This window comes from Janthinobacterium sp. JF4 (genome assembly GCF_059617925.1).
In genome coordinates this window covers 92,436-107,148 of the sequence record NZ_JCAQAV010000005.1, presented here as the reverse complement: position 1 = coordinate 107,148, position 14,713 = coordinate 92,436, and the positions used below count along the sequence as shown (strand labels likewise).

Sequence of the window (14,713 nt, the reverse complement as noted above, 5' to 3'; positions counted from 1 at the left end):
AAAATGACCATGAACGTTAGCAATCAAGGCACCCTCAAAGCGGCAGCCAGGCCGGCCCCCAAGCGGCTCGTGTATTTGCTCGGCAGCATAGGCTTTGTCTGTCTGGGCGCGCATGCGCAACAGGCAAATGAGCACGCGCTGCGGGGAAAAATGCGGGACCACGGCCAAAGCATGGGGGCGCAGCAGCCATCGAGCGGGGAGCAGGAGTCGCCGGCTTTCAGCGGCCTGGCGCCGTCTGGCCTGAGCCGCGCCGAGCGCCGCGTGATCCTGGAGGCGGTGCCGCCGGCCGCGCCGGCGCAGCAGAGCGTGACCTTTGACGACCTGCTGTCGGGCACCAATTTCGAGTCCGGCCGCGATGTGCTGCTGCCGGCCGCCACGGCCCGGCTGGACGCGCTTGCCGCACGCTTGCGCGGCAAGCAGAAGGTGCGCGTGCAGGTGATCGGGCATACGGATAACCAGCGCATCGCCGCCTGGCTGAAGCCGACTTTCCCGACGAACCAGCATTTGTCGGAGGCGCGCGCGCTCGCCGTCACGGCCTATCTGATGCGCGCACTGGACTTGCCGGCATCGGCCTTTTCCGCCAGCGGCAAGGGCGAGAGCGAGGCAATCGCGTCGAACGCCACGCCGCAAGGCATGGCGCAGAACCGCCGCACGGAAATCCGTGCATGGTTCGAGGAAGCCGTCGAACTGCCTGCCGTGGACAGCCCGCCCGCCAGGCGCATCGAGACGCTGGTGCAGACCGACGATTGCGCCGTCGCCAGCCAGGCGGCCAACCGCGATGCGGCCTTCTCCATCAGCATTGACGGCGTGGTGCAGGAAACCGATACGCTGCAGCAGGAGGCGGACCGCCAGCGTTGCGTCGACGTAGCGCTGGAGCGCTCCGATATCCAGGTCAAGTACGATCCCCTGAACGTTGCGCCGGCCTTGAACGTCTGGCTGGCGGCACCCTACGCGCAGCGCCAGGCGCCTGTGCGTTTTGGCACCTACACCAACTACGCGTTTTTCCAGCAGCGCGCCGAGATCCGCATTTTCGCCAAGGGACAGGGTACGCAGGAACAGCCATTTGCCATCGTTCCCGTGACGATGGGGGAAGCCGCAGCCTGGCAGGCGCCGGCTGATGCGCCGCAGCAGACAGGCTACCTGCTGCGCGTGTACGACAGTAGCGGCAAGTTCGACGAGACGCGCCTTCAGCCACTGCGCCTGCTCGACGTGGCGCCGGTCGACGCGCCGGGCAAGAAGGCCGGCGGCGAAGCGTTGGCCGGCTGGGGCGAGTCGAGTCTGATCCTGCGCAATATCGATGCATCGGGCGGCAGCGTCACCATCAGCGGCGAGAAGATCAGGCCTGGCCAGCAGGTGACGGCGCTGGGCATGGCCGTGCCGGTCGACGCCAACGGCAAGTTCGCCATGCGCCAGATCATGCGTCCTGGCCCGCATACGGTGGAAGTGGCCGTGAAGGATGCCGGCGGGGCGGGCATGACCTTCCGCCGCAACCTGAATATCGCCGACAGCGACTGGTTCTATGTGGCGCTGGCCGACCTGACCATTGGCCGCGACCGCACCAAGGGGCCGGCTGAACTGGTCACGGGCGACACGCAGCACTATAAGAACGAGACCTGGGCCGACGGCCGCGGCGCGTTTTACCTGAAGGGCAAGATCAAGGGCGACTATCTGCTGACGGCGAGTGCCGACACGCGCGAGCAGCCGCTGCGCGACCTGTTTCACAACTTCCAGAGCAAGGATCCGAACTATCTGTTGCGCCGCATCGATCCGGATAAATACTATCCCGTGTACGGCGACGACAGTACCACCGTTGACGACGCGCCAACCCAGGGACGCTTTTACGTGCGCCTGGAAAAAGGCGATTCGTCTGTCATGTGGGGAAATTTCCAGACCACCTGGAGCGGCTCGGAACTGGCCCAGTACAGCCGTGGCCTGTATGGCGCCAATCTGCTGTGGAATGGCGCCGCCAGCACCAGCCATGGCGAAAAGGCCAGCACGGTCAACGCCTTTGCCGCTTCGCCGGGCACCTTGCAGTCGCGCGAGGATTTTCGCGGCACGGGCGGTTCGCAATACTATCTGCGCCACCTGGATCTGACGCAGGGGTCGGAACGCCTGTGGGTGGAAGTGCGCGACAAGGATTCGGGCCTGGTGATCGAACGCATCCAGCTGACGCCCTCGCAGGATTATGAAATCAATTACCTGCAGGGACGCCTGACCTTGCGCTCGCCGCTGTCCTCCGTGGCCGATGGCGGCGCACTGGTGCAAAGCGCCAGCCTGAGCGGCAACCCCGTCTACCTGGTGGCGACGTATGAATACGTGCCGGGCCTGAGCGCCATTTCCGGCACCTCGGTGGGGGTGCGCGCCAGCCACTGGTTCAACGACCATGTGCGCATCGGCGCCAGCAATTACCACCAGGGCGAACAGGGTTCGGACCAGACCCTCAAGGAGCTGGACCTGACCCTGCGCTACAAGCCGGGCACCTGGATCAAGGCCGAGGCTGCCCGTTCCAGCGGCGATGCCAGCAGCGTGCTCAGTTCATCGAGCGGCGGTTTTGATTTCAACCAGACGACGGCGGGCGGACGCCCCGCCAACGCGAAGCGCTTCGACGGTGCGCTGGACCTGGCTGACCTGGGCGGCGCGGCGCGCGGCCGTATCGCCGCCTACTGGCAGGACCGCGAAGCCGGTTACGCGGGACCGGGCATGCAGACACTGAACGGCGAGGCCGTGCGGCAAACGGGCCTGGTGGCGACCTTGCCGCTGGGCGAACGCACGGAAATGTCGCTGAAGGCGGACGACCGCACGGCCGCCAGCCAGGATGCGCGCGCAGTGGAAGCGGCACTGCGCCACAAGCTCGATGCCGAGTGGGGCGTGTCGGCAGGCCTGCGGCACGACAGCCGCGAGAATGCCGCTGGCGCGGGCCGGGACAATGCCAGCGCCATCCTGAGCCAGGATGGCGGGCGTAGCGACGCCGTGTTGCGCATCGACTACCGGCCACTGCAGGAGGGCCAGCAAGCCCGGGACGGCGCGCTGGAAAAGACACCGGCGTCGAGCAGCGTGCCGCAGCAGGGCCTGGAAGGCGGCATCACGGGCCAGCTGGTGACACAGGGCCGCGAGGCGGGCATGGCTGGCGGTCCGCAGTACGGCCCCGACACCACGCTCGCTTCCGGCGTGGCATCGGCGCGCGTGGCAGGATTGCTGTATGCGCCGTGGGACATGTATGGCTTCGTGCAGCATACTTTGTCGCGCAGCGGCAACCGCGCCCTGAATGACCGCGCGGGACTGGGGGGCACCTATCAGGTGAGCGAACGCCTGCGCCTGGGAGCGGAAGCGTCGGGCGGCAGCGGCGGCGTGGGTGGCCAGCTGTTCGGCAACATGCAGATGGATGAGCGCAGCAGCGTTTACCTGAACTACCGCATGGAGACGGAAACGCCGGACGTGAACTACAGCGGCCGCCAGTCCACTTTGACGGCGGGCAGCCGCTATCGCCTGAATGACAAGGCGGGCCTGTTTGCGGAAAGCCGCTGGGGCAATGGCGCGGGGCCGCAAAGCCTGACGCACGCGTTCGGGGTGGATCTGGCACCCACCGAGCGCTGGACCACGGGCGTCAAGTTCGAGACGGGTACCCTGTCGAATCCCCTGTCGGGCGACTTGAAGCGCGATGCCATCGGCCTGACGGCGGCGTATGCCTACGAGCGGCTGAAATTTTCCAGCGCACTGGAGTTCCGCACCGACCGTACGAAGTCGCTGGGAACGGTAGATGGCAGCTGTGCTGGCGTGCCGGCTGACGGCGGCTGCGTCACGGACGCGAACAGCGAACACCGCAAGGTGTGGCTGACGCGCAATGCCCTGAGCTACCAGCTGGACCGCGATTGGCGCCTGCTGGGCAAGTTCAATCTGTCGCGCAGCAGCTCCACGCGGGGTGCCTTCTACGATGGCGATTACACGGAAGTCGTGACGGGCGCGGCCTATCGTCCGGTCGATAACGACCGCTGGAACACCCTGTTCAAGTACACGTACTTTTACAACCTGCCATCGCCAGGCCAGGTTGACGGCGTCACGGGCGGGGTGCTTGATTACACGCAGAAAAGCCATATCCTGAATGTCGATACGACGTATGACGTCAGGCCATGGCTGTCCGTGGGCGGAAAATTTGGTGTGCGCACGGGCCAGCTGCGGGCGTCGAAGACGCAAGGCGACTGGTTCTCCAGCCGCGCGGAATTGCTGGTGCTGCGCGCCGATATGCATATCGTCAAGGAGTGGGACGCCCTGATCGAGGGACGCAGGCTGAAGGCACGCGAGGCGGGGGATGCGCGCGCCGGCGCCCTGATCGGCGTCTACCGGCACGTGGCGAAGCACGCCAAGCTCGGCATCGGCTACAACTTCACGACCTTCTCGGACGATTTGACGGATTTGTCGTATCGCAGCCGGGGCTGGTTCCTGAACGCCATCAGCACTTTTTGACGTCCATCGACACGCAAGGGAAGCAGGACAGTCTCGCGGCTGTCCTGCTTTCGCCGTTCGCGTGCCTCCCCGGCGAGCTTGTCGCGGCGGCCGGTGTAATATTGAGTCAGGGAAAGCGGCGGCATGGTGCCAGCTGCTCCCGTCACGAACGAGGTCGCAGCATGACGATTTTTGGCATAGGCATCCACATCCTGATCGCGGTATTTTTTGCCGTTCACGTGGTGCGCAACGGGCAGCAGCTGTACTGGCTGCTCATTCTATTCATGTTTCCGCTGCTGGGCAGCGTGGTGTATTTCTTCGCCATCTACCTGTCCAATTCGCGCCTTCCGCAAGGCGCGCGCAAGGTCGCGTCGGTGGCCGTGCAGGTGCTCGATCCGAACCGCGAACTGCGCGAGGCGAAAGCCGCTTTCGAATACACGCCGACGGCGCAAAACCAGATGCGCCTGGCCAGCGCGCTGCTCGAAGCGGGCGATGCGCGCGAAGCGGCATCGACGTATGAAGCCTGCCTGCAGGGCGCGTTTTCATCGGACCTGGAAATTCGCCTGGGCGCGGCGCGTGCCTATCTGGAATGCGAACGGGGCGCCGAAGCGCTGACACACCTGGAATTCATCCGCCGCACGGATATCCATTTCCGTCCCGAGATGGTGTCCCTGCTGACGGCGCGCGCGCTGGCGCAAAGCGGGCGACAGCAAGAAGCGAAGGCGGAATTCGATGATGCGCTGACGCGTTACAACAGCTTCGAATGCCGCGCCGAGTGCGCGATCTGGGCGCTGCAGCAGGGCGACAAGGTGCTGTCGGAACGCCTGCTGCTCGATATCGACAGCGCCATGGCTCGCTGGAGCAGCCATACGCGCGCCATGTATGCGCCGCTGCTGGCGCGCCTGGAGGCGGCACGCGGGTAGCTGGCTTGCGCGGGGTCAGACCCGGCGGGTCTGGCCCCGGTGCTGGCCCCATTACACGCCAGGCACCGTATTTTTCCCTTCAATTAATTTGTATCCCTTGCCATCGAAGCCATAGCGCGCCTGACCGTTCAGTGGCGTGGCGATGCGCGGCGGGTCTTCGTCCGGCTTGACCGTGGCGCCGGGCTTGATCTTCTCGGAAGCGCCCTTGAAATCGATCAGCAAGTCGTCGTAGGCGCCGCCATTGCGCGCGGGGGCGAAGCGCCACGTGCCTTCGACCATCCAGCATTCCTCCATGTCCGGGGTGCAGGCGCCCATATTGTCCGAGTACAGGTCCATGCCGCCATCGAGCGCGGTCACCTTGCCGTCGCCGATTTCAAACAGGGCCAGTTGCGTGATGGTGTAGCCCTGGCCCGTATAGCCGTGGCGGATCGCCAGTCCCGGCTTGTTCGCGCCCAGCATGACCCAGTGGACTTCGCCCAGCTGCCCGGACGAACCGAGGGCGGCGATGTTTTCCAGGCGTTTCACGACTTGCCACTGGCCGTCTTCCGGCTGGCCCTTGGGCGCCAGGAAAAAGACGTTCAACAGTCCCGACGAGGCATGCGCCGATTCCGCCGTGCCTTCCGTGTTGGCCGTTTCCGCATTCGCCACCAGGATGGCGCGGCCATCGGGCAGCAGCTTGTGGCTGACGGCGCTGACCACGTAACTGAGTTTGTCGACGTGGTTATCAGGGTCGGGCAGGTCGGCCAGCGCATCGTCGCTGTCGCCACGGTAGTCCTTGCCGAAGACGGCACGCATCATGTCCGCCTCGCGCTTGCGCGCCTGCGGCGTGTTCATCTCTTCCGTCTTGGGCGCGGTGGCGGCCGGCGGCGGCACGTGCTCGGCAGATGCCGCATCGTCAGCGGCAGTGGCTGCGGGAACATCGCTGACCACGTCAGCTGCCAGCTCGGCGCTGGCGGGGGCGGTCTTGTCCGAGCAGGCGCCGAGCAGTGCGGAGACCATCAGCAGGACGAGCGGGGTGCGGTAATTCATAGGCAGGGCAGATTGCGTTCATGGAGAATGGGCGCAGTATGCCAGATAGATGGAAGCGAGGGAGCGCGGCCTGGCGGCCGGTCCTTCGCTTCCTTGCCCGCAGGGGGCGATTTTGCAAACAATGGCGGCGCCTACTTTTCCAGCGCCACCTTGTCATCGCGCCGCAGCGGCGCCTTCTCGCGGCGCAGTTTCGCCATGCCGCGCTTGAGCAGATGCTCCAGGTCGTCGATGTAAGTGAACACGGCCGGCACCACCAGCAGGCTCAGTAAAGTCGAGGTGATCAGGCCGCCGATGACGGTAATGGCCATTGGCGAACGGAAGCTGGGGTCGGCACCCCAGCCCAGCGCCAGCGGCATCATGCCGGCGCCCATGGCGATCGTCGTCATCAGGATGGGGCGGCTACGTTTGTGGCAAGCGTCGACCAGCGCATCGAAGCGGTTCATGCCCGCCTGGCGCGCCAGGATCGCATAGTCGACCAGCAGGATCGAGTTCTTGGTGACGATCCCCATCAGCATGATCAGGCCGATCATCGACGGCATCGACAGGGCGCTGCCCGTGATCAGCAGCGCCACGAAGGCGCCGCCGATCGACAGCGGCAGCGCCGCCAGGATGGTCACCGGCTGCATGAAATCCTTGAACAGCAGCACCAGCACGCAGTAGATGCACAGCACGCCGATCAGCATGGCCAGGCCGAAGCTGGCGAACAGCGAGGCCATTTCCTGCGCGTCGCCCAGTTCGGCGATCTTCACGGACGGCGGCAGATTCTTCATCGACGGCAGGGCGCGCGCTTCCACGTTCAATTCGCCGAGGGTGCGCGAACCGAGCTCCACGTCGAGGGTCACGTTGCGGCTGCGGTTCAAACGGTCGATCTGCGCCGGGCCGCTTTCCATCGTCACCGTGGCCACGTTCGCCAGGCGCACGGGGCCATTCTTGCCGGGCACCGTCAGGCGCTCGATGGCGGCCAGGTCGGCGCGCACGCTGTTGGGCAGCTTGACGCGGATCGGCACTTGCCGCTCGGGCAGGTTCATTTTGGTGAGGTCCGTATCGTAGTCGCCGGCCGTGGCCACGCGCACCGTTTCGCCGATGGCTGCCGCCGTCACGCCCAGGTCGGCCGCCTTGGCGAAATCGGGACGCACGATGATTTCCGGACGCACCAGCGAGGCGCTGGAATTGACGTTGCCGATGCCTTTCAGGCCGCGCAGCTCGCGCTCGACCTTTTGCGCCGCCGTCGTCAAAGCCACCGGATCTTCCGAGCGCAGCACCAGTTGCATCTTGACGCCCGTGTCGGGCGGTCCCACCGTGAAGCGGGCGCCGGGAATCGTATCGAGCTTCTGGCGCAGCTGCGTTTCCAGGTCCGCCATCGATTCCTTGCGCTCCGTGCGGTGCACGGTGGTCAGGGTCAGCACGGCGCGGCGCGCCTCGGCCGCAGCGCCGGGGGCGAAGGCGTCGCCGCTGGAGCCGCCGCCAATCGAACTGAAGACGCCCTGGATGCCCGGCGTTTGCATGGCCGCATCGCGCGCCAGGGCTGCCACGGCTTGCGTTTCGGCCAGGGTGGAGCCGGGCGGCAGTTCCAGGTTGATCTGCGTCTGCGCGCGGTCGGCGGCCGGCACGAAGCCCGTCGGCAGCAGCGGCACCAGCGCGATGGCGCCGACAAAGAACAGGGCCGCGGCGATGGCCGTGATGCCGCGGTGGTTCAGGCACCAGCGCATCACGTGCAGGTAGCGCGTCATCAGCCAGCCATCCTGTTCTTTCTTGTGCGGCAGCGGTTTCAGGATGTAGGCCGCCATCATCGGCGTGAGCAGGCGCGCCACCACCAGCGAGGCCAGCACGGCCAGCACGGCCGTCCAGCCGAACTGCTTGAAGAACAGGCCGGGAATGCCGCTCATGAAGGCCGTCGGCAGGAACACGGCCACCAGCGCGAAGGTGGTGGCGATCACCGCCATGCCGATTTCGTCGGCCGCTTCCATGGCCGCTTGCATGGGCGACTTGCCCATGCGCAGATGGCGCTCGATGTTTTCGATTTCCACGATGGCGTCGTCGACCAGCACGCCGACGACCAGGGCCAGCGACAGCAGGGTGACGGTATTGAGCGTGTAGCCGAACCAGTAGATGCCGAGGAACGCCGGCATCACCGACAGGGGCAGGGCAGCGGCGGCCACCAGGGTGGCGCGCCAGTCGCGCAGGAACCACCACACCACCAGCACGGCCAGCAGCGCGCCTTCGTACAGCAGCTCCATCGAGCCGTCGAAGTTTTCCTCGACGGGGAAGGCATTGTCGATCGACTGCTGCAGCACCACGTTCGGGTTTTCCTTCTGCAGGTCGGCGATGGCGTCGCGCGCGCCCTTGGCGACGGCCACTTCGCTGGCGCCCTTGGTGCGGAACACTTCAAAGGCGACGACGGTCTTGCCATCCTGCTCGGCCAGTGCGCGCGGTTCGGCGATGGTGTCGCGCACCGTGGCCACCTGGTCCAGGCGCACATGGCGGCCGTCCGGCAGCGGCACTTCCACGCGCGACAGTTCATCGGCCGTTTTCACGGTGGCGATGGTGCGCACCGACTGCTCGGCGCCGCTGACGTCGCCCCGCCCGCCAGGCGCTTCGCGCTGCACCAGGCGCAGCTGGCGCGAGACGTCGAGGGCCGACACCTTCAATGCCGCCATGCGCGCTTCGTCGAGTTCCACCTGGATCTCGCGGTAGACGCCACCGACGCGGGTGACGGCGCCCACGCCTGGCACCGTCAGGAGGCGCTTGGCCACCGTGTTGTCGACGAACCAGGACAGGTCGGGAGAGTCGAGCGGATTGTCGACGCCCCCTTTCGCCGTGGCGATAAAGGTCAGCACCACGCGCCCTGCCGTGGAAGCCTTGGTGACGGTGGGGTCGCGCAGCTCGGCCGGCATGTCCGCCTTGACCCGCGCGACGGCGTCGCGCACATCGTTGACGGCTTCGGCGATCTGCTTTTCCAGGATGAATTCGACGGTCACCGTGACGACGCCATCGAGCACCTTGGTGTAGATGTTTTTCACGCCTTGCAGGGTGGCGACGGAGTCTTCGATCTTGCGCGCCACTTCCGTTTCCAGCTGGGCCGGCGCGGCGCCGGGCAGCACCGCGCTGACGGTGACGATGGGCAGTTCGATGTCGGGGAAATCCTGCACCGGATTGGCCTTGTAGGCCAGCAGACCGGCCAGGGTCAGCAGCACGAACAGCATGATGGCCGGGATCGGATTCTTGATCGAGAGGGAGGAAAAATTCATGGCTTTCCTTACTTTTTCGCTGCCGCTGCTGCCACCGGCGTCTGAACCGGGTTCTTCACATTGCGGACCAAATCTCCGTCATTGAGGAAGCCGGCGCCGCTGACGACAATCGTCGTGTCGGCCGTGATGCCGCCGAGGATTTCAATGCGGTCGCTCAGGCGCCGACCTGCCTGCACCTTGATCTGGCTGACCCGCTGGTCGGCATTGAGGCGGAAGACATAACTGAAGCCGTCGCGCACGGCAATCGCCTGCTGCGGCACCGTCAGCGCGCCCGAGGTGCCCAGTTCGAATTCGCCGCTGGCGTACATGCCTGCCTTGAACGGCGCATTGTTGCCGGTGCTGGCCGGCAGGTCCACGTACACGAGGGCGTAACGCGTCTGCGGATCGACGGTAGGGGCGATCATGCGCACCTTGCCCGTCAAAACGCTGCCATTGGCCGCCTTGACCTGCGCCAGGGTGCCCGGTTTCAGGCTCATAAGCTCGGTGGCCGTCACTTCGGCGCGCCATTCGAGGCGGCCCTGGCGGATCATGCGGAACAATTCCGTGCCGGCGCCCACCACCGACCCGACGGTAGCCGAGCGCGAGGAAATGATGCCGCTGTCGGGCGCCACCACCTGCGTGTATTTCAGGCGCAGCTGCTGCGACGCCAGCTGCGCCTTGGCGGATGCGATGCGCGCGTTGGCCGTCTGTTCTGCCGTCAGGTACTGGCTGATCTGCTGCGCGCTGATGGCGCCCGTGCTTTGCAGCGAGCGGGCGCGCTGCGCGTTAGCCACCGCTTCCGCCGCATTCGCTTCCGCTTCCAGCACGGCGGCCTTGGCCTGCGCCACGTCGGCATTCACCGTGTCGTTCGAGAATACGGCCAGCACCTGGCCGGCGCGCACCACGTCACCGACGTTCACGCGCACGTCCGTCAGGCGCAAGCCGTTCGATTCGCTGCCGATGACGGCTTCCTGCCAGGCGGCCACGTTGCCGTTGGCCTTCAGCTTGATGGGCAGGCTGGCCGTTTGCGGCTTGGCCGTGGTGACGGTGAGGGCCGGCTTTTGCGCCGCTTTTTTATCTTTGGCCTCGTCGGCCGCCGTGGAGGACGGGGAGTACAGGGTAACGCCGGCGCCCAGCATCACGCAAAGGGCGGCCAGGGCGAGAGCCATCGGTTTCAAGGTCTGTTTTTTCATGTTGTCGTATCCGTCAAGGTGCGTTGTTGGCGATGGCGCTGCTGTTCCAGCCGCCGCCGGCGGCGCGGTACAGTGCCACCCAGGCGGCGCTGCGTTCGCGCTCGAGGTTCACCACCGTGTTTTCGGCGGCCAGGCGCGTGCGGCGCGCGTCTTCCAGTTCGATCAGGCTGGCCAGGCCGTTCTTGTAGCGGTCCTCGGTGGCGACGAACGACACGCGGTAGCCTTCCAGGGCCGTCTTGGCGTAGCTGCTGCGCTCGTCCGTGCTGGCCAGGTTGACCAGCGCTTCTTCCACTTCGCGCACGGCCTGGCGCACGCCGGCGCGGTATTTCACCACCGCCTCGTCGTAGCGCGCGGTGGCGGCATCGACCTGGGCGCGGCGGGTGCCGCCGTCGAAGATGGGCAGGCTGACGGCCAGCGGGCCGATGCTCCAGGTGCTGGCCGTGATGCTGCTGCCGCCAGCGCGGATATTGCCCTTGCCGATGGAGCCGGCCAGGCTCAGGCGGGGATAGCGCTGCGCCTGCGCGCCGCGCACTTCGAAGCTGGCCGCCGCCACTTCGCGTTCGGCGCTGTAGATGTCGGGACGCTGGCCCAGGGTTTGCGCCGGCAGTTGCGCAATCGCCACGGGCGATGGCAGGACCGCCGGGCTGGCCGCCAGCTTCTGGCGCAGCGACGCTTCCGGCATGGCCGACAGGGCCACCAGCGCCTTGACATTCACGTCGCAGGCGGCCCGCTGTTCGATGGCGCGGCTGGCGCCTTCGGCGGCGCTGGCGCGGGCCAGCGCGGCGTTGGCGGGCGGCTGGAAGCCGGCGCCGGCGCTCAATTCCGTCAGGCGTGCCGAGTCGCGGCGCGAGACGGCGTCCTGCTCGGACACGGCCTGCAATTGCTGGCAGGTGCGCAAGGCGTAGTACTGGTTCGCCACTTCGGCGGCGACCGAAACGCGGGCCTCATGCCAGAGCGCGCGGGCGCTGTCGTAGCGCTCCTGCGCCGCATCGCGCGTGGCGCGGTTGGCGCCGAAGACGTCGATTTCCCACGACGCCTGCAGCGCGGCCTGCGAGGTGGTGCCGCTGGGCTGGGCCGATTGCTGGCTGGTGCGCACCACGCTGCCCGTCGCGTCGAGCTTGGGCGCCAGCGCGGCGCCGCTGCCGATGCTGTCGGCGCGCGCCTGCGCGATGCGCGTGCCGGCGGCGGCGATGGTCGGGCTGACCTGTTGCGCATCGGTGATCAGTTCCACCAGCAGACTGTCGCCCTGGCCTTGCCACCAGGTGGACAGGTCCGTCAGCTTGCCGTTATGCGGCAGCGGCGCCTGCCACTGCGCGGGCGTGCCGGCGGCCACCGTTGCGGGTGGCCCCTGCAGGGCGCAACCGCCCAGCGCCAGCACGATGCTGGCGGCCAGGACGCGTTGAACGGTGCATTGAATAGTCGTCATGCTGGTCCTTCTGCTTGTCGTTGAGCGGTGGGGGGAGAGGGGGGAAGGGCCAGGCGCCGGCGCTCCACGTCGGCCATGGCCAGCGCGTAGTCGGTCATGCGCGCCAGCCAGGTATCGATGGCGTGCGGCGTTTCCATCAGTTGCGGGCGCAAGGTGTGCAGCACCTCGGCGCCCACCATGTGCTGCAGGGCCAGCGAGGCGATGGAAAAGGCCAGGCGGTGCATGTCGTCGCTGTCGTCGGGCGCGCCCAGGTGGCGTGCCAGCACGCGCGTGAGCGCCTCGTGTTCGGCACGGATGTTCTGGTCGACCTCGCGCGCCCACAGGCCCGTCGGTTCGAGCATCTCGCGGCACCACAGGCGCATGCAGTCGCGCGCGATTTCTCCCTGCTGCATGGGGGCGAGCAATTGCGCATAAAAGCCTTCCAGACTTTGGCGCAGGGTGAAATGGGGTTGCTCGTACAGGGCGATATTGTCTTGGGGATTCGATAGTTGATGGGAGAAGGCGGCGCGGTACAGGCCCGCCTTGTCGCCAAAATAATAGCTGATGGCGGCCGCGTTGGTGCCGGCCGCCTGCGCCAGTTCGCGCGTCGACGTCTTGGCGTAGCCCTGCTCGGCAAACAGGCGGATGGCGCTATGCAGCAGCCGCTCGCGCGACTGCTCGCCGTCGGAACGGGGCTTGCGCCCGTCGTCGGCATGGGAAGTGGGGGTGGCGTTTTTTTCAATCATGCCGGAGATTTAATCATATATCTCAAACGATTGATATAACTAAACCGGTCGATTTAGTTAAGAAAAGATGAAGATGCGTGGAAAACGCAGGCAAAAAAAAGCCCGCGGTTGTATTCGCGGGCGCAATCCAATGTTCGGAGAACGAATTGGAGGAGACAGTTCCACTATAGCGCTGAAAATGGTGCGGTGCAATACCGTAGAACTACGGTACTGGTCTCTCTTGGATGGCAAAAAATCAGCATTCCATGCTGCGGCGCACAGAAAGTCAGGCCTTGCTGCGCAGGGCCAGCGTAAACGTGCTGCCGGAACCGTAGTCGCTGTTGAAGAACAGGGCGCCGCCGATGGCGCTGGCCAGGTTCTGGCACAGGTACAGGCCCAGACCCGCGCCTTCGACGTGGCGCGTGGAGGTGGAATCGAGCTGCGAGAAGGCCTGGAACAGCTTGGCCTGGTCTTCTTCCTTGATGCCGGCGCCGCTGTCGGCGATGCTCATTTCCGTCACCAGCACGCCGTCTTCGTCGCGCTGGGACAGGCTGATGCGCACCGTGCCCTGTTCCGTGAACTTGATGGCGTTATTGAGCAGGTTGATGAGGATTTGCGTCAGCGCGCGGCGGTCCGTGTCGATGATGGCGGGCGGCTGGCCCGCTTCTCCCAGCGCCATTTCCAGCACCAGGCCTTTTTGCTGGGCCAGCGGGCGCAGGGTGTCGGCCACGTCGGCCATCAGCTCCTGGCAGTGCACGGGCTCGATCGACAGGGTCAGCTTGCCCGCCTCGATCTTGGCCACGTCGAGGATGTCGTTGATCAGCGAGAGCAGATGGCGCGCGCTGGCGCGGATGGTATTGAGTTGCTTGTCCTGGTCCGACGTCAGGGGGCCGGGCAGTTTCATCAGCAGCGCGCCCGTGAAGCCGATGATGGCGTTCAGTGGCGTGCGCAGTTCATGCGACATGTTGGCGATGAAGGCGGACTTCATGCGGCTCGCTTCGGCCAGTTCCAGGTTTTTCAGGGCGATTTCGCGGTTGATGGTTTCCAGTTCGGCCGCATGGTGCGCCAGGCGCATGTTCAGCTCGATAACCTGGCGCTCGCGCGCTTGCAGTTCGCCGTTGACCTGCACCGCCTGTTCATACGTGGAGATCAGCAGGTCGAGGATTTGCTGGCGCTCCGCATTGATAAAATGCTTCTGGTCGCCCAGGTACAGGGCGATGCCGATTTCCACGTTCTGGTTCTTGCGCAGCTTCTGGTTCATCAGCATGTGGCTGATGCGGTTGAGCAGGTAGTCTTCCGCGTAGGGCTTGCGGATGAAATTGTCGGCGCCGCACTCGATGCCGCGGATGATGTCCTTCGGATCGTTGAGCGAGGTGACGAGGATCACGGGAATGTCGCGCAGGGTCGGATCGGACTTGATGGCGCGGCACAGGTCGTAGCCATTCATTTCAGGCATGACGATATCGGACAGCACCAGGTGCGGCTTGCGCTCGCGGATGGCGGCCAGGGCCAGCTGGCCATTCGCCGCCACGCGCGCATTGTAGTGCAGCGACTGGATCAGGCGGCGCAAGCGCTCCGCCTGGGTCGGGCTGTCCTCGACGATCAGGATCTCGATTTCGTCAGGCTTGATTTGATTGTTGGAGTCCACAGACCTCTCCTAGGATTTCAGTGTGGTGATGCTGGGCGCGGTGAGCGCGCAAGATCGACATCCTGTGACTATATCGGATTTAGGTCTGCAAAAGTAACTTCCAAGTAACTATTTTGGCCACAA

At 65.7% G+C, this 14,713-nt stretch carries 8 protein-coding genes; 2 read left to right on the top strand and 6 right to left on the bottom strand.

The genetic code is table 11. The features are described 5' to 3' along the window. The first annotated feature begins 9 nt into the window (after positions 1 to 9). Together AC54AF_RS07245 and AC54AF_RS07240 are read left to right on the top strand one after the other, a co-directional pair. Positions 10 to 4,461, top strand: coding sequence for an OmpA family protein (locus AC54AF_RS07245; RefSeq protein ID WP_496635995.1), 4,452 nt, complete (start codon positions 10 to 12; stop codon positions 4,459 to 4,461). A 161-nt stretch (positions 4,462 to 4,622) separates the two neighbouring features. Then, the gene (locus AC54AF_RS07240; protein WP_496635994.1) at positions 4,623 to 5,363 is read left to right on the top strand and encodes a tetratricopeptide repeat protein; all 741 of its coding nucleotides are present in this window, start codon (positions 4,623 to 4,625) and stop codon (positions 5,361 to 5,363) included. Between the two features lie 51 nt (positions 5,364 to 5,414). On the opposite strand, the gene AC54AF_RS07235 is transcribed toward AC54AF_RS07240, so the two are convergent. From AC54AF_RS07235 to AC54AF_RS07210, 6 genes are all read right to left on the bottom strand, one after another. After that, positions 5,415 to 6,392: a hypothetical protein gene (locus AC54AF_RS07235; protein ID WP_496635993.1), complete on the bottom strand. Its 978-nt coding sequence runs from the start codon at positions 6,390 to 6,392 to the stop codon at positions 5,415 to 5,417. Between the two features lie 131 nt (positions 6,393 to 6,523). Next, complete coding sequence (locus AC54AF_RS07230; protein ID WP_496635992.1) at positions 6,524 to 9,640, bottom strand: efflux RND transporter permease subunit; 3,117 nt, start codon at positions 9,638 to 9,640, stop codon at positions 6,524 to 6,526. Positions 9,641 to 9,648: 8 nt separating this feature from the next. Beyond that, the gene (locus AC54AF_RS07225) at positions 9,649 to 10,812 is read right to left on the bottom strand and encodes an efflux RND transporter periplasmic adaptor subunit (protein WP_496635991.1); all 1,164 of its coding nucleotides are present in this window, start codon (positions 10,810 to 10,812) and stop codon (positions 9,649 to 9,651) included. A gap of 13 nt (positions 10,813 to 10,825) precedes the next feature. Next, on the bottom strand, positions 10,826 to 12,238 hold the full coding sequence (locus AC54AF_RS07220; protein ID WP_496635990.1) for an efflux transporter outer membrane subunit: 1,413 nt from the start codon (positions 12,236 to 12,238) through the stop codon (positions 10,826 to 10,828). Then, complete coding sequence (locus AC54AF_RS07215; RefSeq protein WP_496635989.1) at positions 12,235 to 12,963, bottom strand: CerR family C-terminal domain-containing protein; 729 nt, start codon at positions 12,961 to 12,963, stop codon at positions 12,235 to 12,237. The genes AC54AF_RS07220 and AC54AF_RS07215 overlap by 4 nt, the downstream gene beginning before the upstream one ends. A 265-nt stretch (positions 12,964 to 13,228) precedes the next feature. After that, a complete protein-coding gene (locus AC54AF_RS07210) occupies positions 13,229 to 14,590 on the bottom strand; it encodes a hybrid sensor histidine kinase/response regulator (RefSeq protein WP_496635988.1) in 1,362 nt (453 codons plus the stop codon). Between the last annotated feature and the right edge of the window lie 123 nt (positions 14,591 to 14,713).

Coding starts and splice junctions, on each gene's coding strand:
- AC54AF_RS07245 (WP_496635995.1), top strand. CDS start 10: ATGAACGTTAGCAATCAAGGCACCCTCAAAGCGGCAGCCAGGCCGGCC.
- AC54AF_RS07240 (WP_496635994.1), top strand. CDS start 4,623: ATGACGATTTTTGGCATAGGCATCCACATCCTGATCGCGGTATTTTTT.
- AC54AF_RS07235 (WP_496635993.1), bottom strand. CDS start 6,392: ATGAATTACCGCACCCCGCTCGTCCTGCTGATGGTCTCCGCACTGCTC.
- AC54AF_RS07230 (WP_496635992.1), bottom strand. CDS start 9,640: ATGAATTTTTCCTCCCTCTCGATCAAGAATCCGATCCCGGCCATCATG.
- AC54AF_RS07225 (WP_496635991.1), bottom strand. CDS start 10,812: ATGAAAAAACAGACCTTGAAACCGATGGCTCTCGCCCTGGCCGCCCTT.
- AC54AF_RS07220 (WP_496635990.1), bottom strand. CDS start 12,238: ATGACGACTATTCAATGCACCGTTCAACGCGTCCTGGCCGCCAGCATC.
- AC54AF_RS07215 (WP_496635989.1), bottom strand. CDS start 12,963: ATGATTGAAAAAAACGCCACCCCCACTTCCCATGCCGACGACGGGCGC.